Below are 26,850 nucleotides of genomic sequence, written 5' to 3' on the forward strand. Positions count from 1 at the left end.
TCTTGTTATTTCGCTGAAGAGATAGCGATTGATAAGTGCGCCTGCGCGTTGCAGACGCTCCAAAGGTGCGAATAATAGCACAAGGGTTAAAAGCGAGATGCCGATTACCGTTAAAAGATATGTATACGCATTGTCTTTCATCTTGCAGGCGTGTTGTCTGCGCCGTGAATCCACAGTCACTCTCTTTTCCCGCTCCAGTCGTTACAACCCTCCGCGAATCAATCCCCCCATCCCGCGGCGCTCCATAAACGCCGCCACCTGATGACGCACTTCGGTCGCCATCTGCGCCTCAAGGCTGCGTCTGGCAAGGGTTTGCGCATCTTCAAAATCGATATGCCGCAGCAGATATTTCACACGCGCTACCGAACGGCCATTCATCGAAAGATGGCGATATCCCAGACCGATAAGAATCGCCACGCACATCGGATCGCCCGCCATCTCGCCGCACAAGCGAAGATCGAGGCCATTTTTTTCGGCTTCCTGCGCAATCATGCTCAGTGCGCGCAGCATAGCCGGATGCAGACTGTCGTAAATACTGGCCACGCGGGTATTGTTGCGATCTACCGCCAGGATATATTGCGTTAAATCGTTGGTGCCGACCGAGATAAAGTCGATCCGGTTAGCCAGATGCGGCAGCATAAATACCATTGACGGTACTTCCAGCATAATGCCGATACGCGGTTTCGGGATCGCATAGCCGATCATCTCCTCGACCTCGCGCCCGGCGCGTTCGATCAGACGCCGCGCTTCATCGACTTCATCAATACTGGTGACCATCGGCAACAAAATGCTGAGGTTGCCAGTCGCCGCATTGGCGCGCAGCATCGCGCGGACCTGGATCAAAAAGATCTCCGGCTGATCCAGCGTAATGCGGATCCCGCGCCAGCCCAGACACGGGTTCTCCTCGCTGATCGGCATATAGGGCAGTTGCTTATCCGCTCCCACATCCAGGGTCCGCAGCGTCACCGGTTTATCGTTAAACATTTGCAGCATCCCTTGATACTGCGCCACCTGCTCTTCTTCCGAGGGAAACCCGCTTTGCAGCATAAAGGGAATTTCAGTACGGTACAGGCCGATACCGTCGATCCGACTGCCTAACTTTTCCTCATGCTCGGGACTGAGCCCGGCATTCAGCATCACTTTGACACGCTCGCCGCTTTTCAGTTGGGCGGGAAGATTGACGTCGTCCTCCGCCAGACGACTGAGTTCTATCTCTTCACTAATGAGCCGCTGATATTCCTGAATAAGCACGGGTTCAGGATCGACCAGTAATTCACCGCGATAGCCATCCACCACCAACGTACGGCGATGTAGCACCGAAGGTTGGATATCCGCGCCCATGACGGTCGGGATACCGAGCGCGCGCACCATAATCGCCGCATGCGAGTTTGCCGCGCCGTCGCGCACCACAACGCCCGCCAGCCTGTCCTGCGGCAGCTCCGCCAGGGTGGTCGCCGACAGCTCATCCGCGACCAGAATAAAACGTTCCGGCCAGGCGTTTGGCCCCTGAACTGAATCATCAAGGTGGAATAACAGCCGCTGCCCCAGCGTGCGTAAGTCTCCCGCACGTTCTTTGAGGTAGTTATCGGTTAGCGCCGCAAATTGCTCGGCAAATTTTTCGATGATTTTTTTAACGGCCCACTCCGCAACAGCGCCTTTGTCGACCTCGGCGAAGAGTTCGCGACGCAGTCTGGCATCTGAAAGCAGGTGTGAGTACAGATCGAAAATGGCCGCCGTCTCTTTTTGCGCGCCAGCGGCAAAGCGTTTGCTGTATCGTCGGAACTCGTTCGCCGCCTCTTCCAGCGCGCCGGTCAATCGTTCGCGTTCAAGAGAGGTATCCAGCGTAGACGCTTCGTAAACCTGTTCCATCAGCGGCATGGTCGCGTCTTGCCAGCCCGTTGCGATAGCCACGCCCGGCGCCGCAGGAAGCGCGCGGATTCGCGTCTGCCGGTATTGCCCGAACAGCGCTGTGACCTGCGACTGTGACAGGATAGCCGCCATCTGCGTAGCGAGCGTGACGAGGAAAGACTCTTCGCTTTCATCGTACTGGCGCAATTCGCGCTGCTGTACGACCAGCACGCCGAGAAGTTGGCGACGCTGAATGATCGGCACGCCGAGAAACGCGCGAAAACGCTCCTCTTTTACCGAAGGAATGTATTTAAAGCTGGGATGTTTTTGCGCATCGGCAAGGTTAATGGGTTCCGCCAGTCTGCCCACCAGACCGACGATCCCCTCATCAAACGCAAGCGCAACGGTTCGACCACGCGGTTTTTTCAACCCCCGCGTCGCCATCAGGTAATAACAGCGTCGGTCATGATCGGCCAGGTAAACCGAGCAAACCTCAGTATCCATCGCAAGACAGATATCTGTGACCAGAATATTCAGCGCCTCGTTCAGACGCGGCGCACTGGCCACTTTTTCGACTATTTCGCGCAGGCGAGTGAGCATAATTTGCGTGGCTTAACCTCTTTTACGTCGATAAGCAGGCGCGCTTTGTAGCTTAGGGGGATTATCCTGAAGCGCCATGACAACACTTGCAAACTCTTTCATTACCCTGCGGTAGACATCGCGTTTAAATGACACCACTTGTCGAACCGGATACCAGTAACTTACCCAGCGCCAGCCGTCAAACTCCGGCGTACTGCTGGTTTGCATATTGATTTCGGCGTCGGCGCTCATTAACTGCAAAAGAAACCACTTTTGTTTCTGGCCGATACATACCGGCTTTGTGTCCCAACGCACCAAACGTTTTGGTAACTTGTAACGCAACCAGTTGCGAGTAGAAGCAAGGATCCGCACATCTTTACGGCTTAACCCAACTTCTTCAAACAGTTCCCGGTACATCGCCTGTTCTGCCGACTCCCCTGGATTTATCCCGCCCTGCGGGAACTGCCAGGAGTGCTGACCAAATCGCCGGGCCCACATCACCTGCCCCTGACGATTACAAATTACGATACCTACATTTGGGCGGTAGCCATCGTCATCAATCACCGGACTACCTCAACATAAACCTTATATATGAACGATTGTTTCATACTCCAGTGAGGCGGTAAACCACTCTGTAATAGTGACACAGCCTAATAACAATTGAATAACTCACAGTAAATAGCCGAGTTATAAACAGATGATGACGCCCTTGCGCCATTTTATTCACCTTTTCTGTGGATATAGTTGTGAAGAAGTATGGAATTACCACGGGAAAACCCAGAACAGTCTGAATTCCTCATGCGGAAAACAGTAAAAATAGTGCCTTATATTCATTGTGTTATAGACAAATCTTACATGCTACCTTCATAAAGCGTGACCAGCATCACATCTAAGATCCTTATGCTGATGAAAGATCAACCAGCGTCGGTTTTATCCACAGATTGTGCCAATAACTTACGCACTATTTGTCTGAATTTTCGATTTTCGTCGCACGTCAAGGCTGTAAATGGAAACAGTAGTGGCGGTTTTACACAGTTATCCCAACTTTCTGTGGATAACATAGTGTAAGATCCTGTTTATTGTCAGTGACCAGAATTGGAAAACCCGCTTCAGCGTTGCGCAACACGAAGAAACAACACAAAAAAGGCAATAAAAATCAGTCTATTGAATATAAGACACAGAAAAAGATAAACTCTGCCCATACGGTATAAAATCACTGCTCATTTTTTAACCTAAGGTAATTGTCATGTCCGCTCTTTGTCCGCTACTGACTCCGCCTGCTTCGGAAGCATTGCTGTTAGCCCAGGCGCGGCAGCTTTCCGGCTATACGTTAGGCGAGCTGGCGGCGATGGCCGGCATTACCACGCCTAAAGATTTGAAGCGAGACAAAGGCTGGATCGGCGTCTTGCTGGAGATCTGGCTCGGCGCCAGCGCCGGGAGCAAGCCGGAGCAGGATTTCGCCGCGTTAGGCGTAGAACTGAAAACCATCCCGGTGGATAGTCTGGGTCGTCCTCTGGAAACAACCTTTGTTTGCGTGGCGCCGTTAACCGGTAACAGCGGCGTGACCTGGGAGACAAGTCACGTACGGCATAAATTGAAGCGCGTGCTATGGGTGCCGGTCGAAGGCGATCGCAGCATACCGTTAGCCGAACGCCGCGTAGGTTCGCCGCTACTCTGGAGTCCGAGTGAAGAAGAAGACAGACAGCTACGCCTCGACTGGGAAGAGCTGATGGATATGATAGTGCTGGGCCAGGTGGAACGCATTACCGCCCGTCATGGCGAAGTCTTGCAACTGCGGCCCAAAGCCGCCAATGCCAGGGCGCTCACCGAGGCTATCGGCGCGCGCGGGGAACCTATTGTGACGCTACCGCGTGGATTTTATCTGAAAAAAAATTTTACGCAGGCGCTGCTGGCTCGCCATTTTTTATTGCAGAATCCGTAACGTCCATTACACGCAAATGCGCCTCCGCTATGGCTACGCATCGGGCCGACGCCGGATAAACGTAAGCGTATTGTCGCCGCTATTTTACACCGTTCCTGGTTGCGCAAATTCAGCCTGGGCTTTCGCCCGTCACTCGACGGGCCTATAATTACCGCTTCTTTTTTTGGCAGGACTTTGTTCGATGTTATTTGCATGGATAACCGATCCTAATGCCTGGCTGGCGCTCGGTACGCTGACGCTGCTGGAGATTGTACTTGGGATCGACAACATTATTTTTCTTTCTCTGGTGGTAGCAAAACTTCCTACGGCGCAACGAAACCACGCACGGCGGCTTGGGTTGGCGGCGGCGATGGTCATGCGCCTGGCGCTGCTGGCGTCAATCGCCTGGGTCACTCGGCTGACTAATCCGCTGTTTGAGCTTTTCGGCGAAGCGATTTCCGCCCGCGATCTCATTCTGTTACTGGGCGGGTTATTTTTAATCTGGAAAGCCAGCAAGGAGATCCATGAGTCCATCGAAGGCGAAGAAGAAGGGTTAAAAACCCGGGTTTCTTCTTTCCTGGGCGCAATAGTACAGATTATGCTGCTGGATATTATTTTCAGCCTTGATTCAGTTATCACAGCGGTTGGCCTCTCCGATCATCTGTTTATTATGATGGCGGCAGTCGTTATTGCCGTGGGCGTCATGATGTTTGCGGCACGGCCCATCGGCGAGTTTGTCGATCGTCATCCGTCGGTAAAAATGCTGGCGCTCTCCTTTCTGATCCTGGTTGGCTTTACCCTGATTCTGGAAAGTTTCGACGTTCACGTTCCGAAAGGGTATATCTATTTCGCCATGTTCTTCTCTATCGCAGTAGAGAGCCTGAACCTGTTGCGTAATAAAAAGAATCCGCTGTAATCCTGTCTCGCTCCCCCGCCGGGGAGCGAATACTCACTTTATTTCCTTTCTTCTCACAGATTAAGATTTTGCTGCTTCCGACATGCAGAGCCGCGCGTTATTACTAGACTATTATCAGACATATGATTAACAGACTATTATCAGATGCAGGCTATGTGAGGACAAACGGATGAAAAAGTGGGCAGTTGTAATTTCCGCAGTAGGGTTGGCTTTTGCGGTATCCGGATGCAGCAGCGATTATGTAATGGCGACGAAAGATGGTCGTATGATCCTGACCGATGGAAAACCGCAAGTTGACGATGATACCGGTCTGGTCAGCTATACCGATGCACAGGGAAACGAGATGCAAATCAACCGTGACGAAGTGTCTCAAATCATCGAACGTTAAGCGGTGGCCTGTGATCGAGGTCAGCGTTCTGCAAGCCTTCAGGCTGCGTCCCGTAACGGTGCGTGGCGACCACGCCCGGTAACAATTACGCCGCGCAGCCTGCAATTTTACTTTCCCTTTTGCCTTCCCTCTGCCATTTTTATTGTCCTTTGTCGGGAATTTCTGACTTCATAATAAAAAGGAAACGGCTATGCACTATCACCGTATACCCCACAGCTCGCTCGAAGTAAGTACGCTAGGGCTGGGCACAATGACATTTGGTGAACAAAACAGCGAAGCCGACGCTCACGCACAGCTCGACTATGCCATCGCAAATGGCATTAACCTTATCGATGCCGCCGAGATGTATCCGGTACCGCCGCGCCCGGAAACACAAGGGCTGACGGAGTCCTATATCGGTAACTGGCTCGCCAAACGCGGCAACCGTGAAAAACTGATCATCGCCAGCAAAGTTAGCGGACCGGCACGTAATAATGATCAAGGCATCCGGCCTCATCAGGCGCTGGATCGTAAAAATATTCGCGAAGCGCTACACGACAGTTTGACCCGATTGCAGACCGACTATCTGGATTTGTATCAGGTGCACTGGCCGCAGCGCCCCACTAACTGCTTCGGTAAACTCGGCTATAACTGGACGGACTCCACGCCAGTAGTAAGTCTGCTGGAGACGTTAGACGCGCTAAGTGAGTTTCAGCGAGCGGGTAAGATTCGTTATATTGGCGTTTCAAATGAGACAGCGTTTGGCGTTATGCGCTATCTGCACCTGGCGGAAAAACATGACCTGCCGCGTATTGTCACGATCCAGAACCCCTATAGCCTGTTAAACCGCAGCTACGAGGTCGGCCTGGCGGAAGTCAGCCAGTATGAAGGTGTTGAATTGCTCGCCTACTCCTGTCTGGCGTTTGGCACATTAACCGGTAAATACCTGAACGGGGCCAAACCCGCAGGCGCGCGGAATACCTTGTTCAGCCGCTTCACACGTTACAGCGGCGAACAGGCGCAAAAAGCCGTTGCCGCCTACGTCGATATCGCGAAGCGTCACAATCTTGATCCGGCGCAGATGGCGCTGGCCTTTGTTCGCCGCCAGCCGTTTGTCGCCAGTACGTTACTGGGCGCAACCACGATGGCGCAGCTCAAGACAAATGTGGAAAGTCTGCATCTGACGTTAAGCGAAGAGGTCCTGGCGGAGATAGAGGCGGCGCATCAGGTTTATACCTATCCGGCGCCGTGATAGTCAGTGCCCGGTGGCGCTACGCTTCCGGGCTTACAGAGACAATGTAAGCCGGATAACGCGCGCTCGCCGCCCGGCATATTCACTCAGTATGATGCCTGCCGGCGCTGCCAGATCCACAGCGCCGCGATCGCCAGCGCGAACAGCACGCCAAAGCCGATACCTATCGCCACTGCCGGAACGCCAACCAGCACCGCCAGCGAGTACAGTCCCAGCATTAATAGCATGGCGCTATTCTCGCCCAGATTTTGTACGGCAATGGCATTCCCGGCGCCAACGCTCTTCTTACCGCGCTCCTGGAGCAAAGCGTTGAGCGGCACCACAAAAAAGCCGCCCAGCATACCTATCAATAACAACAAGGCATAAGCAGGCAGCAATGCGTGCTGTAATGAGAAGATCGCAACCACAACGCCAATCAAAATCCCGGCGGGCATACAGCGCGATACGGTCTCCAGCGTCACCAGTTTTGCCGCCGCGCCCGCGCCGACCACAATGCCTACCGCCACCATGGCGTTCAGGTAAGTCGGCGTGGCGTTATCCGTAATACCCAGCGCCACCGGCACCCACAGCACCAGCAGAAAACGCAGCGTCACGCCTGCGCCCCAGAATAGCCCGGTCCCCACCAGCGAAAACCGCGTTTCACCGTTACGCCAAAGGACAACGCAAGCGCTGAAGAAACTACGCGTCATCGCCGACAACCGCCAGGATTGTCCTGGACGCGCCGCCACAAGCTTCGGGATAAACAGGTTCGCCGCCACTGCGCCAGCGTAGGCCAACGCGCAGGCAACCAGCGCGGCGATGACATGCCAGTCGGCCAATACGCCGCCCGCGACGGAACCGAGCAAAATCGCCGCAATCGTAGAGGCTTCCATCAGGCCATTGGCTTTCACCAGCTTATCGCCCGTCGTCAGTTCGCCCAGAATACCGTATTTCGCCGGAGAATAAGCCGCCGCGCCAATCCCGACCAACGTATAACCGACAAAAGGATTTATGCCGAGGCAGATACCTGCCGCTCCCGCCAGTTTAAGACCATTGGCGACCATCATCACCCGGCCTTTGGCAAAGCTGTCCGCTATCTGGCCGACAAACGGCGCAAAAAGAATGTAAGCGCCCACAAACACCATTTGCAAAACAGGCTGGCTCCAGTCCGGGTAAAACTGAGCTTTCAGCAGTGCCAGCGTCGCGAACAGCAGCGCATTATCGCCAAAAGCCGAGAGAAACTGCGCGACAATTACCGACAGCATCCCTTTCGACCAGATGGAGGTGTTAGTACGTACTGACTCACTCATGATGTTGTTCCGGCGCATCCACCCAACTTTTCAGCGTCACAAAATCGGGTTTCCCGCTGCCAAGCAAGGGAAGCTGTTTCAGATAACGGATATCACGCGGGATGGCAAGTTCCGGAATACCGTGTTCACGGGCATAGTGCTGTAACTTTTCTCGGGTGAGTTCGCTGTCAGTCGTAAACAGTACCAGCGCTTCACCTTTGCTGGCATCGCTTTTAATGGCGGTAGCGTGCATTTTGTCCGCCGAAACGCCAAGCGCCAGTTGCTCGACCATCTCCAGCGAGACCATTTCGCCAGCAATTTTCGCAAAGCGTTTCGCGCGCCCCTGAATCTGCACAAAACCATTTTCATCGAAGCGTACAATATCGCCCGTGTCGTACCAGCCGCGCTCAGTTTCGCCTCTGGCGTTTTCCGCCGACGGCACCTCCAGCACGCCCGGTTTTTCCACGCGCAGATAGCCATTCATGATATTCGGCCCTTTCAGCTGTAGCCGACCGCCGTTTTCAATACCGGGCACCGCCAGCAGACGCGCGTCCATGCCAGGCAGAATGCGGCCAACAGTGCCAGGTTTAGCCGCCATCGGCACGTTAATCGAGACTACTGGCGCGCATTCCGTTACCCCGTAGCCCTCAAGAATGCGCAGACCGAATTTATCCTGCCACAGTTGTTTGGTGCTCTCCTGAAGTTTTTCCGCACCGGCCACCACATAGCGCAGGCGATAAAAATCATACGGATTGGCAAAGCGCGCATAGTTGCCGAGGAAGGTTGACGTACCAAACAGCACGGTACAGTTACGGTCATAGACCAGTTCCGGCACAATGCGATAGTGCAGCGGACTTGGATAAAGAAACACTTCCGCGCCGGTCAACAACGGCGTAAACAGGCCCACCGTCAAACCGAACGAGTGAAAGAGCGGCAGCGCCGACATAAAACGGTCATTGGCGGTGAAATCCGCAATCGTTTTTATCTGCTCGACGTTCGCCAGAATGCTTTTATGGCTGTGCACCACCCCTTTCGGGTGCCCTTCCGAGCCGGAGGTAAAAAGAATGATCGCCGCGTCTTCCGGCTGCTGTTTTACCTGCGCCAGTCGCGGCGCCAGGAGGTGGGCAAAAATCCACAGCTTGTCGGCGGGCGTGACGTCCGCTTTTAAATCTTCCAGGTAAACCCAGCGAACCTGCGTTAGCTGCTCCGGCAGGTGCCACAATTTACCTTTATCGAGGAACTGGCGGGAGGTAAAAATCGTTTTAATTTCCGCCGCAGTAATCGCGCTGGTCAGCCCTTTTACCCCCGCCGTATAGTTCATCATGGCCGGAATGCGGCGACGAGAAACCGCGCCGAAAATCACCGCCGCGCTGATGGCGGCATTCGGCAGCATTAAACCGATTTTCTCGCCCTCAACGCTGTACTTTTCCAGAATCCGGCCAACAAAAAGCGTCTTGGTCAGTAACTTACGATACGTATCCGGCGTAAAGTTAATGTCCTCAATACAGTTTTTACCCGCGCCGTAACGATATTGCGCCGCCAGCAACGATTCGTATAACGTCTCGCGCGGGCGCACCGCCATACGCGCTTCCATCATGATCTGGTGCAGCATCTCACCCGCTATTTTACGCCTGTCGCGCGCGCGCGGCGCTTCCGGCATCGGTATTTGCGTCGGCGGTAAAATATGAAGCTGAATACGTGGGAACAAACGCCGTTTAACCAGACCTTTCAGGCGACTGAAAGGGGTAAGCTCCGCGCCGTCAATGCGGAGCGGAATGACGGTTGCGCCCGATTTTGCCGCCACAAAGCCTGCGCCGTCATAAATTTTCATCAGCGAGCCGGTCACGGAAATCCGCCCTTCCGGGAAAATCACCACTGGACGCCCCTGTTCCACCAGACGTACCAGGTGTTTAATAGACATGGGTTTAGTGGGATCGAGCGGTACAAAATCGATCAGCGGCGTTAACCAGCGCATATACCATTGCTGGCTGATGGAGGTATATACCGCAAAGACAGGCCGTACCGGCAAAAACAGCGCCAGTAGCATACCATCGATAAATGAAACGTGATTGGGGGTAATTAAGACCCGGTTCCCCTGTAGCGCCCGGACATCGCCAGTGACGCGCACACGATAAAGCACGCGAAACAGGTTACGGAAAAATCCAAACAGCATTTCAACTCCCTTTGGCCGACAATTCGCTAAAACATGAATTGTGGCAGATTACACGAGTTGCGTAACAGGAGCGATAGCAAAATAGGTTCGAAAAAAAACCTGCGCATCCGCGCAGGTTGGTGCAAGAGACAGGTACGAAGAGCGTACCGAATAATCTCACCAATCAATACCTCTGGGATCTTGATTGTGGGCTTCGCGCGTCTGCATCGCCAGTCCGAAAACGCAAAGGAATAAACGGAAATGCAACGAGTTGTGTAAATTATCCGTTACTGTTACAGGTTCAGGCGAAACAAAAAAAAACCTGCGCATCTCTACGCAGGTTGGTGTAATTCGTGTGATCAACAATGACGTTGATTCCACCTATCAATACCTCTGGGATCACCACTCTATCAACCTGACTCGCTGGCCTGCCAGCAGACAATCGCAACAGCGCTTCGCAAACTGTAACGAAAGATTTGTATTGTCACTTTACAGACGCATTTCTCCCGTGCAGGTCACATTTGCCCGACACGGCGGGGCAAGAGGCTTGAACAGACGTTCATTTTCCGTAAAACTGGCGTAATGTAAGCGTTTACCCACTATAGGTATTATCATGGCGACCATAAAAGATGTAGCCCGACTGGCCGGTGTTTCAGTCGCCACCGTTTCTCGCGTTATTAACGATTCGCCAAAAGCCAGCGAAGCGTCCCGGCTGGCGGTGACCAGCGCAATGGAGTCCCTGAGCTATCACCCTAACGCCAACGCGCGCGCGCTGGCACAGCAGGCAACGGAAACCCTCGGTCTGGTGGTCGGCGACGTTTCCGATCCTTTTTTCGGCGCGATGGTGAAAGCCGTTGAACAGGTGGCGTATCACACCGGCAATTTTTTACTGATTGGCAACGGGTATCATAACGAACAAAAAGAGCGTCAGGCTATTGAACAGTTGATTCGTCATCGTTGCGCAGCGTTAGTGGTGCACGCCAAAATGATTCCGGATGCGGACCTGGCCTCATTAATGAAGCAAATCCCCGGCATGGTGCTGATTAACCGCATTTTACCGGGGTTAGAACACCGCTGTGTCGCGCTGGATGACCGTTACGGGGCATGGCTGGCGACCCGACATCTGATCCAGCAAGGTCATACGCGTATTGGGTATATCTGTTCCAACCACACCATCTCTGATGCCGAAGATCGCCTGAGGGGCTATTACGATGCGCTGGCGGAAAGCCATATCCCGGCTAACGATCGGCTGGTGACGTTCGGCGAACCGGATGAAAGCGGCGGCGAGCAGGCGATGACTGAGTTATTAGGCCGCGGCAGAAATTTTACCGCGGTGGCCTGCTATAACGACTCGATGGCGGCCGGCGCGATGGGAGTATTAAATGATAATGGCGTGGGGGTGCCGGGCGAAGTATCGCTCATCGGTTTTGATGATGTACTGGTCTCACGCTATGTGCGTCCCCGACTGACCACCATTCGGTATCCGATCGTCACCATGGCGACACAGGCGGCGGAACTGGCGTTAGCGCTGGCAGGGAAATGCCCTACGCCAGAAGTAACTCATGTATTTAGTCCGACACTGGTACGCCGACATTCGGTATCCACGCCGACGGATACCGGGCACCTGTCGACAACCGATTAATCAGGGTAGCATGATGGCGACAATGCTGGATGTTTCCCGCCATGCGGGCGTATCAAAGGCCACCGTCTCACGAGTGCTGAATGGGACGGGGCAGGTAAAAGAAAGCACGCGCCAGAAAGTGTTTACGGCGATGCAGGCTCTGGACTATCGCCCCAACCTGCTGGCACGCTCGCTGGCAAATCGCACCAGCAACAGCATCGGTCTGGTCGTCTCTACGTTTGACGGCTTCTATTTTGGCAGTTTGTTGCGCCGGGCGTCGCGCCAGGCGGAGTTTCATAACAAGCAGTTGATCGTCACCGATGGTCACGATACGCCGGAACGAGAGCAGAAAGCCGTACAAATGTTGGCCGACAGACAGTGCGACGCTATTATTCTTTACACTCGCTATATGGATGAGCCGGCGATTTTGTCGTTGATTGACGCCACGGAAATGCCGCTGGTAATTATTAATCGCAACGTCAATCAAGCCCGCGATCGCGCTATTTTCTTCGAGCAGGAGACGGCGGCATTCCAGGCGGTGGAATATCTGATTACGCAGGGCCATCGCGATATCGCCTGTATTACGCTGCCTGTTCATACTCCCACCGGCACATCACGCGTAGCGGGTTATCGCAAGGCGCTGGAAAAGTATGGTATTCCCTGGCAACCGGCAAAAGTGAAATACGGCGATTACACGCTGACGCGCGGCTATGACGCCTGCCGGGAATTACTGGAGGAAGGCGTCACGTTTAGCGCGCTATTCGCCTGTAATGATGACACGGCGCTGGGCGCGGCAAAAGCGCTGCGCCAGGCCGGATTACGCATCCCGCAGGATGTGTCGCTGTTTGGTTTTGACGATGCGCCGGGCGCAACCTGGCTTGAACCGGGGCTTTCAACAGTCTATTTACCCATCGAGGATATGATAGCCACCGCGATCGATCAGGCCGTTCGTCTGGCGAACAGCGAGCCGGTCGCCCCGATCCCGCCCTTTACCGGCACGCTGATTCTGCGCGAGTCCGTCGCCGCGGGCCCGTTTTTTCAACGTCCGGCCTAATGATGCGCTTCAGAGCATCTCCAGCGCTAACAGCTCTTCAATGGTCTGACGACGGCGGATCAGCCGCGCCTGTCCATTGTCAAACAGTACTTCCGGCAGGAGCGGGCGGCTGTTGTAATTCGATGACATAGACGCGCCGTACGCGCCGGTATCGTGCAATACGAGGTAATCGCCGGGGATGACCGCAGGTAAGGCGCGTGTTTCAACCATTCCCCCTTCCTGCTGCGTAAAAACATCGCCTGATTCGCATAGCGGCCCGGCGACCACCGTCTCGACCCACGGGCCATTTTCAAGCGCGCGACCATCCGCCGCCAGCGCCGAAATACGGTGATAGCTACCGTACATCGCCGGGCGCATCAGATCGTTAAAACCCGCATCTACCAGCACGAAATGGCGGCTTCCCATCTGTTTTACGCTACGCACCTGCGTTACCAGCACGCCCGATTGCGCCACCAGAAAACGTCCGGGTTCGATCTCAAGTTTGACCGCATGTCCCAGATGGCGGGCGATTTGCTCGCGCGCCGCGTTCCACAGGCCATAGTAATGGCGCGTATCAACGGGCTCTTCTCCCTCACGATAAGGTATCGAGAGTCCGCCGCCTGCCGAAATCGCCTCCACATCCTGACCACATTCCAGCACCTGGCGTACCATCGCGCCGCAAACCTGCTCCAGATGGCCATAATCGACGCCGGAACCAATGTGCATATGGATACCGACAAGTTTCAGTCGGTATTTCTGCATTACCGCCAGCGCCGCCGGAAGATCGCTATGCCAGATGCCGTGTTTGCTGTTTTCGCCCCCGGTGTTGGTTTTCTGGCTGTGGCCGTGACCAAAGCCAGGATTCACGCGCAACCAGACGCGATGCCCAGGCGAAACCTGACCAAGCTGCGTCAGCATATCTACCGAGCCGGCATTGACCGGAATATGCAGTTCACTGACGCGCGCCAGCGTGGCGGCGTCAATCACATCGGCGGTAAAAACGATATCATCAGGGCACGTTTGCGGATCGTAGCCCGCCGCCAGCGCACGTTCGATCTCCCCCAATGAAACAGAATCCACCTTGACGCCCTGCGCGCGCATTAAGCGCAGGATATGAATGTTCGAACAGGCTTTTTGCGCAAAACGCACAACGTCAAACTGCTGCAGGGCGGCTATCTGACGGCGAATAATGTGCGCGTCATAGACCCAGACCGGACAGCCGAATTCAGCAGGCAATCTGAGCAAATTTTCAGCGTTAAGGTCAGTTTCAGCGTGATAATGCGGCAATGACATAACAAACTCCGGAACAGGCTTTTTAACGATTACGCCATACCTTAGAAAGAATAAAAAATATCGTTTTATTGTCAGTCTATGCAAAAATGATATGGGATAAATGATTCAGGGAAACGTATGGCTGCCGTTAATTTACGTCACATTGAAATTTTTCATGCCGTAATGACCGCCGGAAATCTCACCGAAGCGGCGCGGCTGCTGCATACCTCGCAGCCTACCGTCAGTCGCGAGCTGGCGCGTTTTGAGAAAGTGCTGGGATTAACGCTGTTTGAGCGCACACGCGGGCGCTTACATCCGACGGTGCAAGGGCTACGCCTGTTCGAAGAGGTACAACGCTCCTGGTATGGGTTGGATCGCATCGTCAGCGCGGCGGAAAGTCTGCGCGAGTTCCGTCAGGGCGAACTCTCTATCGCCTGCCTGCCGGTCTTTTCACAATCCTTTTTGCCGCCGTTACTACCGCCTTTTCTGGCGCGTTATCCGGATGTCAGCCTGAATATTGTGCCGCAGGAGTCGCCGTTGCTGGAAGAGTGGCTCTCCGCCCAGCGCCACGACTTAGGGCTGACGGAGACGCTTCATGCCCCGGCAGGAACAACCCGTACCGAGTTACTAACGCTAAATGAAGTGTGCGTACTGCCCTGCGACCATCCGCTTGCCGCCAAAACGGTACTGACGCCAGACGATTTTCAGGGGGAAAACTTTATCAGCCTCTCCCGCCTGGACAGCTATCGACAGTTGTTGGATACGTTATTTGCCGAACATCAGGTGAAGCGCAGAATGGTGGTGGAAACGCATAGCGCGGCCTCCGTCTGCGCGATGGTGCGCGCCGGGGCGGGCGTTTCGATCGTTAACCCGCTGACCGCGCTGGACTATGCCGCCAGCGGCGTCACCGTTCGCCGCTTCAGCATTGACGTGCCCTTTACCGTCAGCCTGATTCGCCCGCTACACCGCCCCGCCTCCGCGCTGGTTGACGCCTTCAGTAAGCATTTACAAACGCATCTTTCGCGCCTGGTCGAACCGCTGGAGGTTATTCTGGGGCCGATGACGAAAGCATAAAGCTCACGGCATCTGCGGCATGAATTGCCGTGGTATCGAAAACCGGTAGCGCGCTTTGCGTCTGGGGAACAAGCAAACCTATTTCAGTGCAGCCAAAAATAACGCCCTGCGCGCCTTGCGCAGCCAGTTGTTCGATAACCTGTAAATAATAGTGGCGCGACGCGTCGCTGAATGTCCCCTGACAGAGCTCGTCAAAAATGACCTGATTGATACGCGCCCGATCGTCCGCCTCCGGCACGATGGTCTCAATCGCAAATTGCTGTTCCAGCCGCCCGCGATAAAAATCTTGCTCCATCGTATAGCGAGTCCCTAATAGCGCCACGCGATGCAACCCCTGACGGGCGATAGCTCGCCCGGTAGCATCCGCGATGTGTAGGAAAGGCAGAGAACAACGAGATTCAATAATGTGCGCGATTTTATGCATGGTGTTGGTACACAGCACAATGCCTTCTGCGCCCGCCTGCTGTAACCCCTGCGCGGCCTGCGCCAGGATATCGCCCGCTTTATCCCACTCGCCGCGGCGTTGACATACTTCAATATCGTGGAAATCTACGCTATGCAGCAGTAAGCTCGCCGAGTGCAGGCCTCCCAGCTGCTGTTTAATGCCTTCATTGATTAAACGGTAATAAGGGATAGTCGATTCCCAGCTCATACCACCCAACAGTCCGATCGTTTTCACTGCGCTCTCCTTTTTGTAAAGCATTATGGCAGTGAAGCAAACTTACACATCCGTTTCCAGTCTATTTTTCATCATGCCGGATAACAGGCGTCATCCGGCATGGGAGGGGTGATTACACGCCAATATTTCTTAGCTTCTCGCCCGCCATCAGCTTGCGTTCGATGTGCTCCAGGGTGACATTTTTGGTTTCCGGAATCAGCCAGAAAGTGATGCCGATAAAAGCGATATTCAGCGCGGTGTAGAGCCAGAATGTACCTGCCGCGCCAATGCTGTCCAACAATGTCAGGAATGTCGCGCCGATGATCATGTTCGATACCCAGTTTGTCGTGGTTGAACAGGTAATGCCAAAATCACGACATTTCAGCGGCTGGATTTCCGAACATAATATCCACACCACCGGAGCGGCGCTCATCGCGTAACCGGCGATACACATCATCGTCATCCCAACGGAAAGCCAGGAGAGGCCGCTTGATGCCGTACCGTTATCAAACTGCATCAGGCAGTAGCCCAACACCAATGTCCCTAACGCCATTACGCTGAAACCGATTTTTAACGCCGGTTTACGCCCGGCCTTATCGACCGTAAAGACGGCGATAAACGTCGCGAACATAAAGGTCAGTCCGACCACCAGCGTGGCGATCATTTGCTGTTCCGTGGTGGTAAAGCCGGCCATTTTAAAAATGCGCGGCGCATAGTACATAATGATGTTCATGCCGGTGAACTGCTGCATTGCCTGTAGCAACATACCGAGGAACACGGCGCGGCGAACATTGCGGTTAGCTTTAAATAATGCCCACCCACCCTGCTTGAGTTTGAGGCTTTCCCGAATTTCATTCAGTTCATCACGGGCTTTTTCCGAAGTATCGCGCAGCATACGCAGCACCTCTTCCGCTTCAATATGGCGACCTTTTTGCGCCAGCCAACGCGGACTATTCGGCAGGAATACCACCAGAATAATGAGCAACACCGCAGGCAGCGCCAGCACGCCCAACATCGCGCGCCAGTTGCCGCTGTAGCTGAATGCCGTATCGGATAAAAAAGCCAGCACAATGCCTAACGTCACCATCAGTTGATACATACTGATCATTTTGCCGCGAACATTTTCACTTGCCATTTCAGAGAGATAAAGCGGCGCGGTATAGGAGGCAATCCCTACTGCTACGCCCAGTATCACGCGGGCGCCAATCAATACTTCCACGCTGGAAGCAAACGCAGACCCCAGCGAGCCGAGCACGAACAAAATCGCGCCAGCCATCAGGCTATACTTACGCCCCAGCCGGAATGAAAGCCAGCCGTTAAATAATGCGCCAATTGCCGCGCCAAGCATCATGCTGCTGACGACCCATTCCTGCAGCCGGCTGGTCAGTACGAAATGGTCGGTAATAAAAGGCAGCGCCCCGGCGATAACGCCGATATCCAGACCAAATAACAGTCCCGCTACCGCTGCAGAAACCGAAACAAACATATTCATACGTCGTGTGTCGCGAAGCGAACGCGGCGTTAAAGCAGAGTCATGATTAATAGAGACCATATTTTCCTGCCACAACAGAGTAAGACATAGCCTGAAAGTACGGGATACTCTTCCTCAAGTGTCAGGCTGGAAACGGCATAAATATGGATTAAATGGCTACGCTATAGCGATATGTGATGGATATTACACTTTTTAAATTTAACGCCGTTGCCGGGTATTTTTTCAAATCACCAATATTTCAATAAGTTAAAGCATTGATCATAGCTATTATTTAACAATATATGGACTAAGTTAAACCCACTATATGGACTATGCTAATGAGATCATAAAAAAACCCTGTACGAGGACAGGGCTTTATCAGTTTTTTCGGCCAAAGAGTCGATTTTTCCAGAAACGCATTTGTCAGTAGCGGATTAACGCGCCAGCCAACCGCCATCTACCGCTATGGTATAGCCATTAATATAATCAGCGGCGCTGGATGCCAGGAAGACTACCGGCCCCATTAAATCGCCCGGTAGCCCCCAACGTCCAGCCGGAATACGGTCGAGAATTTCGGCGCTACGTTGTGCATCAGCGCGCAATTGCTGGGTATTATTCGTGGACATATAGCCCGGCGCGATGGCGTTTACATTGATATTGTGTTTCGCCCACTCGTTCGCCATCAGACGCGTTATTCCCATTACGCCGCTTTTCGACGCGGTATAAGACGGAACGCGAATGCCGCCCTGGAAGGAAAGCATAGACGCGATATTAATAATTTTGCCGCCGTTGCCCTGGGCAATAAAATGTTTTGCCGCCGCCTGAGACATAAAGAACACGCTCTTGATGTTCAGGTTCATGACGTCATCCCAGTCTTTTTCCGTGAAATCAATCGCATCTTCACGACGGATTAAACCCGCGTTATTCACCAGAATATCAATATGACCGTATTCCGCCACCGCCCGTTCCAGTAATGCCGGAATACCATCGATTTGACGCAGATCGGCTGTCAGGCTTAAAAAACGACGTCCCAGAGCGGTGACGCGCGCAATAGTTTCCGTCGGTTCAACAATGTTAATACCGACAATGTCACAGCCCGCTTCCGCCAGCCCTAACGCCATCCCCTGCCCCAATCCGGTATCGCACCCCGTCACAACCGCGACTTTACCTTCAAGAGAAAATGCATTCAAAATCATTGTTAATCCTTATTTTTGTCATGCCTGTCACGCACAGGCGTTATCACCGGTCGCGACTAGCGCAGATCTTGTACCGCAACGTGATCCATGTCATCGAAGACCTGATTTTCTCCCACCATGCCCCAAATAAACGTATAGGCTTTGGTGCCAACGCCGGAATGTATTGACCAGCTTGGGGAAATAACCGCCTGTTCATTACGCATCACAATATGACGGGTTTCCTGAGGCTGCCCCATCATATGGAAAACGCAACTGTCCTCTTCCATATTGAAATAGAGGTACACTTCCATACGGCGCTCATGGGTATGGCATGGCATGGTGTTCCATAGATTGCCGGGCGCCAGTTCGGTGAGTCCCATACTGAGCTGACAGGTTTCCAGTACATCCGGTACGAAGTATTTATTGATGGTGCGACGGTTACTGGTGAGGTTATCGCCTAAGGTGACGGGCGCAACGTCGGCAGGCGACACTTTTTTCGTCGGATAAGCGGTATGCGCTGGCGCGCAGTTGTAATAAAACTTCGCCGGTCTGCTCGCCTCATTGCTGACGAAGACCAGCTCTTTCGCCCCTTTACCAATATACAGAGCATCACGATGACCAATATCATGGCGCTGCCCGTCAACGATAATGGCGCCCGCGCCGCCAATATTAATGACGCCCAGCTCGCGGCGGTCCAGTAACCGGGAAACGCCAAGCTGTTTACCCACCTCTCCGCCGATTTCAACAGAATGGCTGACGGGCATAATGCCGCCGACAATAATACGGTCGATATGGCTGTAGACCATCGTATATTCATCAGCGACAAAAATATTTTCTATTAAAAACTCGCGTCGCAGCGCCTGGGTGTCCAGCGTTTTAGCGTGCTCGCTATGGATACTTTGCCTTACGTCCACCTTTCCCTCCAATGATAAATCGATCGCAATGGCATAAAATCAAAACACTGTTTTGATTTATTTAACGGCATCATAGTCGCCTGGATGAAGGTTTTCAATAATAAATAAAACAACGTTTCATTTATATGGTTGGTTATTTTTAAAACTGCTGTAGCGATCACGAACGGCGCTAAAACTTACGCACATGTCTGATTTTCAGACATGTGCGCCAGATGCTGTATGCGGTTACTCAGATAAAAATTGGAGCTTGTTTTAGAACGAGGTCTGATGTGCGAATTGAATTAAAAGCGGTATGCGTCTGCAATGCCCGACGCGGCAAAACGTTCTGTGCTATAACGAAAAAGGGGGTTCTGTCACTGGCTTTGCCCTCGTGATAGAGGGCTTTTTATGACGGAATACTGAAACAGGAAAAGGATGGCTGGCGCAGGATCAGTCGCGTTCAATGGTTAAAGCAACGCCCTGACCGCCACCGATACACAGCGTCGCCAGGCCTTTACGCGCGTCGCGTTTAACCATTTCGTGCACCAGTGAAACCAGAATTCGACAGCCGGAAGCGCCAATGGGATGCCCCAGCGCAATCGCGCCGCCATTAACGTTTACCCGTCGCTCATCCCATTCCAGCATTTTTCCTACCGACAACGCCTGGGCGGCAAACGCTTCGTTGGCTTCGATAAGGTCGACCTCCGTCAGTTGCCAGCCGGCACGCTCCAGACAGCGCCGGGTAGCATATACCGGCGCAATCCCCATTAGCGCAGGATCGACGCCGACGCTGGCAAACGCGCGGATGCGCGCCAGCACCGGCAGCCCCAGCGCCTGGGCTTTCGCCTCGCTCATCATCATCACCGCGGCGGCGCCATCGTTGATTGAGGAGGCATTACCCGCCGTCACCGAACCTAAACTATCAAACGCCGGATGCAGCAGGGCTAACCCCTCCGCACTGGCGTCGGCCCGCGGTTGTTCATCCGTATCGACAATTGCGGTCTGCCCATTACGTTGCGTGACGATGGGGACAATCTCATCTTTAAAACGCCCGGTATCAATCGCGGCCCTGGCTTTTTGCTGCGAACTGAGCGCATAAGCATCCTGTAACTCGCGGCTGATGCCATATTCCCGCGCCAGGTTTTCTGCCGTCACGCCAATGTGATAATCGTTGAAGGCATCCCATAAGCCATCATGTACCAGACTATCCACCAGATTGTCGGCATCAGGCAACGCGCCGCTACGACTGTCATTGAGGACATGCGGCGCACGGCTCATATTCTCCTGCCCGCCCGCAATAACAATGTCCGCTTCGCCGCACTGAATAGCCTGCGTCGCCAGGTGCAACGCTTTTAAACCGGAACCACAAACGTCATTAATGGTAATGGCGGAAACGGTAGTCGGCAGCCCTCCTTTGATGGCTGACTGGCGCGCCGGATTCTGCCCGGCGCCAGCCGTCAGCACCTGACCGAGGATGACCTCATCGATAGCGTTAGCGTCCACGCCGGTGCGCTCAATTAACGCTTTTACGACCATGCTCCCCAGCTCGACGGCGGAATGACGGGCCAGCGTTCCCTGAAAACAGCCGATGGGTGTCCGTAAAGCCCCCACTATCACAACCTCTTTCATTACCACCTCAGCGCAAAATGACACCGCCATAGTAGAGCATTGTTAAAATTAGTTATCTTGATTGTTTAAAAAAAGTGAGTTTTATCACAAAGGAAATGACGCTGATTTGACGGTGACGCAGCTTATTTCTGCTGCAAATGGTAGCGAAGCCAGTTCCCCGCCGTTCCGGGCGGCGTTTTCTTGTTCCACAGCAAATCAATAGCAATCGCCCTCGGCCAGCCAGGAACATCCAGCTGCGCCAGCGGTTTTTCCGCCGCAAACTCTTCCACCAGCGCGCAGGGCAATACGCACCAGCCAAATCCCTGAACCGCCATGCTCAACAGTAATAAATAGTTTGGCGCTGACCAGGCCGGGCCGCGCGTAATGTTGGCGTTAGAGTCAAGGTAGGTATTCAGACGCAGCTCTCGCCAGGTATGCAGTTGCTCCCATTGCAGGTTCGTCTGCGACGCCAACGGATGCGTGGTTGCCACATAAACCCCCATCCAGCTTTGAACAGGCAGACGCGTCGCGCCAATGTTTGTGGGGTAGTCATCACGCGCTTCAATCAGGCCTATCTGGGCGCGCCCTTTTTGCAGCAGGTCGATGACATCATCATTTTCTCCGATCAAGCATTCAAACTCGGTATGCGGGAATTGACGATCAAACTGCGCCATTAACTCTTCCAGACTGTCAGGGTGCAGGGTATCAGAGAGGACGAACGTGAGTCTTGCCTCCGTCTCGCCGGATAACGTCAGCGCCACCTCATCCAGACGATCGCTCGCCGATAAAATAGCCTGAACATAGCTAAGCACCCGTTTTCCTTCTTCGGTCAGAACGGGCTGGCGCGATGATCGATCAAATAATGAGAATCCCAGATCCGCCTCCAGATGCGCAATGGCGGTACTAATGGTGGACTGGCTTTTACGCAGGCGGCGCGCCGCCGCAGAAAACGAACCGCAAGAGACGGTCTCAACAAATGCCATTAACGCTTCAGGTGAGTAACGCATAACCTATCTACTTTATCGATGGATATTATCTTTTAGGTATCACATTAAACGATAAAATAGCGGAAATTTCTTTAGTTTGATTAAGAGTAAGGTTTTTTCGTTTATGCAACATGACGCCATACAACGTCGCTCGCTGCCGGAGCGTATTTTCCATGCTGTCTGTTTTGAAGGTATTGCGACTGCGATACTGGCGCCAACGACCGCCTGGCTAATGCAGCGCTCGGTGCTGGAGATGGGCGGCCTGACGATATTGCTGGCAACGACGGCCATGATCTGGAATATCATTTATAACGCTCTGTTTGATCGACTGTGGCCCGCGCATCAGGTGAGACGAACCGCCAAAGTGCGCGCACTCCATGCGTTAGGATTTGAAAGTGGGTTTATTGTCATTGGCGTGAGTATTGTCGCCTGGGTACTGAATGTCAGCCTGCTACAAGCATTCACCCTGGAAATTGGTTTCTTCCTGTTCTTTTTGCCGTACACGATGCTGTACAACTGGGCATACGATGTTTTACGCCAGCGAATAGTGACCCGCCGCCAACAGCGCGTTAGTGCATGATATTGCTCTTTTTTGCCGGGATCGCAACGCTCCCGGCCCTCCGCCTCCACGACATCCATCGGCTTAAAACGCCCCCAACTGACGCTATTTATGGTAAATTGCGCTTCTTTTTGTGTGTTTTATAGTTGATAAATTCAAATAATGTCTAAAATTTGGTCAAAAGATGAGACTCTCTGGAGTTTTGCATTATACGGAACGGCTGTAGGCGCAGGCACTCTTTTCCTTCCCATCCAGTTGGGATCGGCAGGCGCAATCGTGCTATTTATTACCGCGCTGGTCGCCTGGCCTCTGACATACTGGCCGCATAAGGCGCTGTGTCAGTTTATTCTTTCCTCAAAGACTTCTGCCGGTGAGGGAATTACTGGCGCCGTTACTCATTATTACGGCAAGAAAATCGGCAGTATTATTACCACGCTTTATTTCATTGCGTTTTTTGTCGTGGTATTAATTTATGCTGTGGCGATTACCAATTCCCTGACAGAGCAATTAGCGAAGCATATTCAGATAGATATTCGCATCCGGATGGCAGTTAGCTTCGGCGTAGTACTTATCCTGAATATGATTTTCTTAATGGGAAGACATGCCACTCTTCGCGTAATGGGCTTTTTAGTCTTTCCACTTATCGCTTACTTCTTGTTCCTTTCGCTCTACTTAACCGGAAGCTGGCAACCCTCGTTACTGACCGGGCAGATGTCTTTGGATAGTCACACGTTGCACCAGGTATGGATTTCTATTCCGGTGATGGTTTTTGCTTTTAGCCATACGCCCATTATTTCGACGTTTGCCATCGACAGACGGGAAAATTTTGGCGATCAGGCCATGGATAAATGCAAAAAGATCATGAAGGTCGCCTACCTGATTATCTGCCTGAGCGTGCTATTCTTTGTCTTTAGCTGCCTGCTCTCCATTCCGCCGTCATACATTGAAGACGCGCGCAACGAAGGCGTTACCATCCTTTCCGCGCTCTCGATGATGCCCAATGCGCCGGCCTGGCTCTCTATTTCCGGTATTATCGTTGCCGTCGTGGCCATGTCGAAATCTTTCCTCGGCACCTATTTCGGCGTCATCGAGGGCGCAACCGAAATGGTAAGAACCACCCTACAGCAGGTTGGCGTGAAAAAAAGCCGGGCGTTCAATCGCGCGCTGTCTATCATGCTGGTTTCCGGGATTACGTTTATTATTTGCTGTATTAACCCGAATGCCATCTCTATGATTTATGCTATTAGCGGCCCGCTCATTGCGATGATTCTGTTTATTATGCCCACGTTGTCAACGTACCTGATACCGGCATTGAAACCCTACCGTTCAGTAGGCAATTTCATTACGTTGGTCGTCGGTTTACTTTGCGTATCGGTGATGTTTTTCGGCTAAAGTAAAAGATAGCCGGGATATAACTCCCGGCTATTTTATATAAGAATCCAGCACCTTTAATATTACGTCCAGATCTTCTTCACGTCTGGCTTCATCACTCTGATGAACGATATGCTCGGTCAGATGCCCTTTAATCACCTCGCGCATTAAGCCATTTACCGCGCCGCGAATCGCCGCGATCTGTTGTAACACGGCCGCGCATTCATGCGGTTCATCCAGCATTTTTTTTAGCGCTATCACCTGCCCCTGAATCTTGCTGGTTCTGGCTTTAAGCTTTTGTTTGTCCCGGATGGTATGTGACATTACAACACCTCACTAACATTAACGAATACAAATTATAGCATTACGATGCTACTGGGGGGTAGTATTCCATACTGGGGGGGAGTAGAATAACGCCCACATAAAACAACTAAGAATCATTCTCATGGGTGAATTTTCGACACTTCTTCAGCAAGGAAACGGCTGGTTCTTCATTCCCAGCGCCATTTTATTAGGTATTTTGCACGGGCTTGAACCAGGGCACTCCAAAACCATGATGGCGGCTTTTATCATTGCCATTAAAGGTACGGTTAAACAGGCTGTCATGCTCGGTCTGGCAGCAACGCTTTCTCATACCGCGATCGTCTGGTTAATCGCGCTGGGTGGGATGTATCTTAGCCGGGCATTCACCGCACAATCAGTGGAACCATGGCTGCAGTTAATTTCTGCGATCATTATTCTGAGCACCGCGTGCTGGATGTTCTGGCGGACATGGCGAGGCGAGCAGCAGTGGCTAGCGGGAAACCATCATCACGACCACGACCACGACCACGACCACGACCACGACCACGACCATCATGGTCACATACATCCGGAAGGCGCAACGTCAAAAGCGTATCAGGATGCCCATGAACGCGCCCATGCTGCCGATATTCAACGCCGTTTTGATGGTCAAACAGTGACTAATGGACAGATCCTGCTGTTCGGCCTGACCGGAGGGCTTATCCCCTGTCCGGCTGCGATCACCGTTTTACTGATTTGTATCCAGCTTAAAGCGTTTACGCTGGGCGCCACGATGGTGCTGAGCTTTAGTCTTGGCCTGGCATTAACGCTGGTGACGGTAGGCGTTGGCGCGGCGATAAGCGTTCAACAGGCAGCAAAGCGCTGGAGTGGTTTTTCGACGCTTGCCCGGCGGGCGCCCTATTTTTCGAGCATTCTGATTGGTCTGGTCGGCGTGTATATGGGAATTCATGGCTATACCGGGATCATGCAGTAAATATGTAACGCTTCTGCTCAGGCCGTATCATTCACTTCGGGTTTCATTCCAGAAGCGTTTTTACTTATCAAACGGTATGAAAGGCCATACATTCAGCGTCCCGCCTGAATTCTGTATTTTACTCCACTACACCACAGGCAAAACATGCCCCACCGCCACCGGGTTTAGCCGGAGTGTCAGTGTTTCTGGATAGGGTCGCCGGAGGCGGGTTATTGCGGAGCGATAAACGGAGTTCGCTGCAGTGATTTACAAAACCGGGTACCAAACAGCAGTTCCCGTAATCGGTTCCGCATTCCCAGCTTCACCAGTAACCGGTATTTGTCCTGCCAGATTTGCTTCTCCTGCGTATTCAGCCTTCCACACAACGCTGACAACCTTCCCCGTCCACGGTAAACTTCCTGAAGCAAGCGTAACTGGGCCAGGCTCACTCCACATGCCAGTATCTCCCGGTGCATCAACTGGTCCATATAGTTCATCAACCGCTTCGGATTGTTAAATATCGGTGGCACTTCCAGAAAGCCCGTCACCGGAGCCGGAGATAACAAAAAGGCGTCCAGCGCTCCTGTCCTGCGCAGGCGTGCGCCCCCGGCCCACTGTTCACCCCGCCGCCCCCGGATAAGTATCTCCGCCAGTTCCTGCTCCAGCAGCGCCGGGATGCCGCCGTATACCTTCAGTACCACCCGGTCGCTGAAAAACAGCTCATCGCTGATAATCATAACCGGGTAGTCCGGCAGTATCTGTCTCAGGGAATAGAACAAAAAGAGATGTTCACGGGGACGCAGACACAGTATCAGTATGGCCTCCGGTTTCCGACGTAATTGCTGCAACAGAACAGGCAGCCTGTATGCGGTTTCACAGTTGCAGCCCGGCAGAAATCTTCGGACCAGGTGTGCCACGGCGATCGTCACCGGCCAGCAGTCACCGTAAACGATAATCTGCCGGGCCGGCATCCGGTTATGTTCCGTCATCCTCATCCTCCTTCTTTTTCAGGATCTTCCCCGCATTTCTGTTACTGCACAGCCGGTTCCACAGTTCATTTGCCATCGACCTGTCACCATTACCGACCCGGCGTTTTGATACCGGCGGCGGTCCGGCTTTTTCACGACGCGTGGACGGGGTGGGACTGTCAAGAACCCGGATAACATAAATCTCATAGCGTCGTGCTTTATTGGGCAGGGTCTGGTGACGGCAGATGCTGACCACCCGTGATGTTTTGCTTCGCAGATAGGCAATCAGGTAGCTGGCCCGTCTGGCCGTGATGTGAAACGCCTCTGCTATCTGGTTACGCTGAACCCAGTTCTGCTGCAACAGGCACCAGTGTGCCACGATGATATACAGGGGCTCGCCGGCATACTGGCGGACACTTACCGGAATAAAACAGGCATCATGGTTGGTCTGTCCGGGATAATGAATATCGTTACCTGAAAAAACTATCTTCCCTTTTGATTTATCAGAAGACATGCAAACTCTCCGTTTTTTTAGTGAAAAAGACCGAGAAGAAAAAAATAATCATAAAGATAAATTTATAGCTATTTTTTAATTAACTATCA

The 26,850-nt window shown here is 53.0% G+C and carries 24 protein-coding genes; 10 read left to right on the forward strand and 14 right to left on the reverse strand.

Annotation, left to right across the window (positions count from 1 at the left end):
• Positions 1–201 precede the first annotated feature (201 nt).
• Entirely contained in the window at positions 202–2,448 is a 2,247-nt protein-coding gene (gene ptsP / locus ABVN36_RS04735; RefSeq protein WP_000957888.1) for a phosphoenolpyruvate--protein phosphotransferase, read from the reverse strand.
• Between the two features lie 12 nt (positions 2,449–2,460).
• Positions 2,461–2,991 (reverse strand): RNA pyrophosphohydrolase, encoded by a 531-nt coding sequence (rppH, locus tag ABVN36_RS04740; RefSeq protein WP_000564481.1) that lies wholly within the window; start codon positions 2,989–2,991, stop codon positions 2,461–2,463.
• A 682-nt stretch (positions 2,992–3,673) separates the two neighbouring features.
• On the opposite strand from rppH, the gene mutH reads away from it, so the two are divergent.
• The 4 genes from mutH to ABVN36_RS04760 all read left to right on the forward strand — a co-directional run bounded on the left by mutH (position 3,674) and on the right by ABVN36_RS04760 (position 6,883).
• On the forward strand, positions 3,674–4,369 hold the full coding sequence (mutH, locus tag ABVN36_RS04745; protein ID WP_023138781.1) for a DNA mismatch repair endonuclease MutH: 696 nt from the start codon (positions 3,674–3,676) through the stop codon (positions 4,367–4,369).
• Positions 4,370–4,550: 181 nt separating this feature from the next.
• Entirely contained in the window at positions 4,551–5,264 is a 714-nt protein-coding gene (locus ABVN36_RS04750; protein WP_000895635.1) for a TerC family protein, read from the forward strand.
• 169 nt (positions 5,265–5,433) lie between these two features.
• Positions 5,434–5,652, forward strand: a complete 219-nt coding sequence (locus ABVN36_RS04755) for a YgdI/YgdR family lipoprotein (RefSeq protein WP_000758662.1) — start codon at positions 5,434–5,436, stop codon at positions 5,650–5,652.
• A gap of 190 nt (positions 5,653–5,842) precedes the next feature.
• Positions 5,843–6,883 (forward strand): NADP(H)-dependent aldo-keto reductase, encoded by a 1,041-nt coding sequence (locus tag ABVN36_RS04760; RefSeq protein WP_000558960.1) that lies wholly within the window; start codon positions 5,843–5,845, stop codon positions 6,881–6,883.
• 86 nt (positions 6,884–6,969) lie between these two features.
• Here ABVN36_RS04760 and lplT read toward each other — a convergent pair whose 3' ends face one another.
• Both lplT and aas read right to left on the reverse strand, forming a co-directional pair.
• On the reverse strand, positions 6,970–8,172 hold the full coding sequence (lplT, locus tag ABVN36_RS04765; RefSeq protein ID WP_000004679.1) for a lysophospholipid transporter LplT: 1,203 nt from the start codon (positions 8,170–8,172) through the stop codon (positions 6,970–6,972).
• Positions 8,165–10,324 carry a bifunctional acyl-ACP--phospholipid O-acyltransferase/long-chain-fatty-acid--ACP ligase gene (aas, locus tag ABVN36_RS04770; protein WP_023138780.1) on the reverse strand — a complete coding sequence of 720 codons (2,160 nt, stop codon included), beginning with the start codon at positions 10,322–10,324 and terminating at the stop codon, positions 8,165–8,167. Before aas ends, lplT begins: the two co-directional genes overlap by 8 nt.
• A gap of 592 nt (positions 10,325–10,916) precedes the next feature.
• On the opposite strand from aas, the gene galR reads away from it, so the two are divergent.
• The gene (gene galR, locus ABVN36_RS04775) at positions 10,917–11,945 is read left to right on the forward strand and encodes an HTH-type transcriptional regulator GalR (RefSeq protein ID WP_000201030.1); all 1,029 of its coding nucleotides are present in this window, start codon (positions 10,917–10,919) and stop codon (positions 11,943–11,945) included.
• Between the two features lie 10 nt (positions 11,946–11,955).
• On the forward strand, positions 11,956–12,978 hold the full coding sequence (locus tag ABVN36_RS04780; RefSeq protein ID WP_075321939.1) for a LacI family DNA-binding transcriptional regulator: 1,023 nt from the start codon (positions 11,956–11,958) through the stop codon (positions 12,976–12,978).
• Between the two features lie 9 nt (positions 12,979–12,987).
• Here ABVN36_RS04780 and lysA read toward each other — a convergent pair whose 3' ends face one another.
• Positions 12,988–14,250, reverse strand: a complete 1,263-nt coding sequence (gene lysA / locus ABVN36_RS04785; protein WP_000056587.1) for a diaminopimelate decarboxylase — start codon at positions 14,248–14,250, stop codon at positions 12,988–12,990.
• A gap of 117 nt (positions 14,251–14,367) precedes the next feature.
• Here lysA and ABVN36_RS04790 point away from each other — a divergent pair, with 117 nt between their 5' ends.
• A complete protein-coding gene (locus ABVN36_RS04790) occupies positions 14,368–15,303 on the forward strand; it encodes a LysR family transcriptional regulator (RefSeq protein ID WP_000741798.1) in 936 nt (311 codons plus the stop codon).
• Here the strand turns inward: ABVN36_RS04790 and ABVN36_RS04795 are convergent.
• From ABVN36_RS04795 to ABVN36_RS04820, 6 genes are all read right to left on the reverse strand, one after another.
• Entirely contained in the window at positions 15,275–15,982 is a 708-nt protein-coding gene (locus ABVN36_RS04795; protein WP_023138778.1) for an aspartate/glutamate racemase, read from the reverse strand. The two genes, ABVN36_RS04790 and ABVN36_RS04795, sit on opposite strands and share 29 nt — an antisense overlap.
• Positions 15,983–16,094: 112 nt before the next feature.
• Positions 16,095–17,513, reverse strand: coding sequence for an arabinose-proton symporter AraE (araE, locus tag ABVN36_RS04800; protein ID WP_000253650.1), 1,419 nt, complete (start codon positions 17,511–17,513; stop codon positions 16,095–16,097).
• A 353-nt stretch (positions 17,514–17,866) separates the two neighbouring features.
• Positions 17,867–18,628 carry a 2-dehydro-3-deoxy-D-gluconate 5-dehydrogenase KduD gene (gene kduD, locus ABVN36_RS04805; protein WP_000602490.1) on the reverse strand — a complete coding sequence of 254 codons (762 nt, stop codon included), beginning with the start codon at positions 18,626–18,628 and terminating at the stop codon, positions 17,867–17,869.
• A 56-nt stretch (positions 18,629–18,684) separates the two neighbouring features.
• On the reverse strand, positions 18,685–19,521 hold the full coding sequence (kduI, locus tag ABVN36_RS04810; RefSeq protein WP_000383274.1) for a 5-dehydro-4-deoxy-D-glucuronate isomerase: 837 nt from the start codon (positions 19,519–19,521) through the stop codon (positions 18,685–18,687).
• A 429-nt stretch (positions 19,522–19,950) separates the two neighbouring features.
• Entirely contained in the window at positions 19,951–21,129 is a 1,179-nt protein-coding gene (locus ABVN36_RS04815; protein WP_000665977.1) for an acetyl-CoA C-acetyltransferase, read from the reverse strand.
• A 122-nt stretch (positions 21,130–21,251) separates the two neighbouring features.
• Positions 21,252–22,115, reverse strand: coding sequence for a LysR family transcriptional regulator (locus ABVN36_RS04820; RefSeq protein ID WP_023138777.1), 864 nt, complete (start codon positions 22,113–22,115; stop codon positions 21,252–21,254).
• Positions 22,116–22,218: 103 nt separating this feature from the next.
• Here ABVN36_RS04820 and ABVN36_RS04825 point away from each other — a divergent pair, with 103 nt between their 5' ends.
• Both ABVN36_RS04825 and ABVN36_RS04830 read left to right on the forward strand, forming a co-directional pair.
• Complete coding sequence (locus ABVN36_RS04825; RefSeq protein WP_001519547.1) at positions 22,219–22,674, forward strand: multidrug/biocide efflux PACE transporter; 456 nt, start codon at positions 22,219–22,221, stop codon at positions 22,672–22,674.
• 141 nt (positions 22,675–22,815) lie between these two features.
• Positions 22,816–24,045, forward strand: coding sequence for an amino acid permease (locus ABVN36_RS04830; RefSeq protein ID WP_000036837.1), 1,230 nt, complete (start codon positions 22,816–22,818; stop codon positions 24,043–24,045).
• Between the two features lie 30 nt (positions 24,046–24,075).
• Here the strand turns inward: ABVN36_RS04830 and rcnR are convergent, their stop codons facing one another.
• Entirely contained in the window at positions 24,076–24,348 is a 273-nt protein-coding gene (gene rcnR, locus ABVN36_RS04835; protein WP_000019953.1) for a Ni(II)/Co(II)-binding transcriptional repressor RcnR, read from the reverse strand.
• Positions 24,349–24,469: 121 nt separating this feature from the next.
• On the opposite strand from rcnR, the gene ABVN36_RS04840 reads away from it, so the two are divergent.
• Entirely contained in the window at positions 24,470–25,300 is an 831-nt protein-coding gene (locus ABVN36_RS04840) for a nickel/cobalt efflux protein RcnA (protein ID WP_000503693.1), read from the forward strand.
• A 209-nt stretch (positions 25,301–25,509) separates the two neighbouring features.
• Here the strand turns inward: ABVN36_RS04840 and ABVN36_RS04845 are convergent, their stop codons facing one another.
• Together ABVN36_RS04845 and ABVN36_RS04850 are read right to left on the reverse strand one after the other, a co-directional pair.
• A complete protein-coding gene (locus tag ABVN36_RS04845; RefSeq protein WP_023138776.1) occupies positions 25,510–26,268 on the reverse strand; it encodes a hypothetical protein in 759 nt (252 codons plus the stop codon).
• Positions 26,255–26,761 (reverse strand): CaiF/GrlA family transcriptional regulator, encoded by a 507-nt coding sequence (locus tag ABVN36_RS04850; RefSeq protein ID WP_000093333.1) that lies wholly within the window; start codon positions 26,759–26,761, stop codon positions 26,255–26,257. The genes ABVN36_RS04845 and ABVN36_RS04850 overlap by 14 nt, the downstream gene beginning before the upstream one ends.
• Positions 26,762–26,850 lie beyond the last annotated feature (89 nt).

Source organism: Salmonella sp. SJTUF15581 (assembly GCF_043356775.1).
GTDB lineage: Bacteria > Pseudomonadota > Gammaproteobacteria > Enterobacterales > Enterobacteriaceae > Salmonella > Salmonella enterica.

Bases quoted from the DNA above. Each gene is read 5' to 3' on its own strand.
- kduD (WP_000602490.1), bottom strand. From the start codon at position 18,628: ATGATTTTGAATGCATTTTCTCTTGAAGGTAAAGTCGCGGTTGTGACG.
- araE (WP_000253650.1), bottom strand. From the start codon at position 17,513: ATGGTCTCTATTAATCATGACTCTGCTTTAACGCCGCGTTCGCTTCGC.
- lplT (WP_000004679.1), bottom strand. From the start codon at position 8,172: ATGAGTGAGTCAGTACGTACTAACACCTCCATCTGGTCGAAAGGGATG.
- rcnR (WP_000019953.1), bottom strand. From the start codon at position 24,348: ATGTCACATACCATCCGGGACAAACAAAAGCTTAAAGCCAGAACCAGC.
- ABVN36_RS04760 (WP_000558960.1), top strand. From the start codon at position 5,843: ATGCACTATCACCGTATACCCCACAGCTCGCTCGAAGTAAGTACGCTA.
- lysA (WP_000056587.1), bottom strand. From the start codon at position 14,250: ATGTCATTGCCGCATTATCACGCTGAAACTGACCTTAACGCTGAAAAT.
- ABVN36_RS04790 (WP_000741798.1), top strand. From the start codon at position 14,368: ATGGCTGCCGTTAATTTACGTCACATTGAAATTTTTCATGCCGTAATG.
- galR (WP_000201030.1), top strand. From the start codon at position 10,917: ATGGCGACCATAAAAGATGTAGCCCGACTGGCCGGTGTTTCAGTCGCC.
- ABVN36_RS04815 (WP_000665977.1), bottom strand. From the start codon at position 21,129: ATGAAAGAGGTTGTGATAGTGGGGGCTTTACGGACACCCATCGGCTGT.
- ABVN36_RS04840 (WP_000503693.1), top strand. From the start codon at position 24,470: ATGGGTGAATTTTCGACACTTCTTCAGCAAGGAAACGGCTGGTTCTTC.
- ABVN36_RS04820 (WP_023138777.1), bottom strand. From the start codon at position 22,115: ATGCGTTACTCACCTGAAGCGTTAATGGCATTTGTTGAGACCGTCTCT.
- ABVN36_RS04850 (WP_000093333.1), bottom strand. From the start codon at position 26,761: ATGTCTTCTGATAAATCAAAAGGGAAGATAGTTTTTTCAGGTAACGAT.
- ABVN36_RS04825 (WP_001519547.1), top strand. From the start codon at position 22,219: ATGCAACATGACGCCATACAACGTCGCTCGCTGCCGGAGCGTATTTTC.
- ABVN36_RS04845 (WP_023138776.1), bottom strand. From the start codon at position 26,268: ATGACGGAACATAACCGGATGCCGGCCCGGCAGATTATCGTTTACGGT.
- ABVN36_RS04830 (WP_000036837.1), top strand. From the start codon at position 22,816: ATGTCTAAAATTTGGTCAAAAGATGAGACTCTCTGGAGTTTTGCATTA.
- aas (WP_023138780.1), bottom strand. From the start codon at position 10,324: ATGCTGTTTGGATTTTTCCGTAACCTGTTTCGCGTGCTTTATCGTGTG.
- ABVN36_RS04755 (WP_000758662.1), top strand. From the start codon at position 5,434: ATGAAAAAGTGGGCAGTTGTAATTTCCGCAGTAGGGTTGGCTTTTGCG.
- ABVN36_RS04780 (WP_075321939.1), top strand. From the start codon at position 11,956: ATGATGGCGACAATGCTGGATGTTTCCCGCCATGCGGGCGTATCAAAG.
- ABVN36_RS04750 (WP_000895635.1), top strand. From the start codon at position 4,551: ATGTTATTTGCATGGATAACCGATCCTAATGCCTGGCTGGCGCTCGGT.
- ptsP (WP_000957888.1), bottom strand. From the start codon at position 2,448: ATGCTCACTCGCCTGCGCGAAATAGTCGAAAAAGTGGCCAGTGCGCCG.
- mutH (WP_023138781.1), top strand. From the start codon at position 3,674: ATGTCCGCTCTTTGTCCGCTACTGACTCCGCCTGCTTCGGAAGCATTG.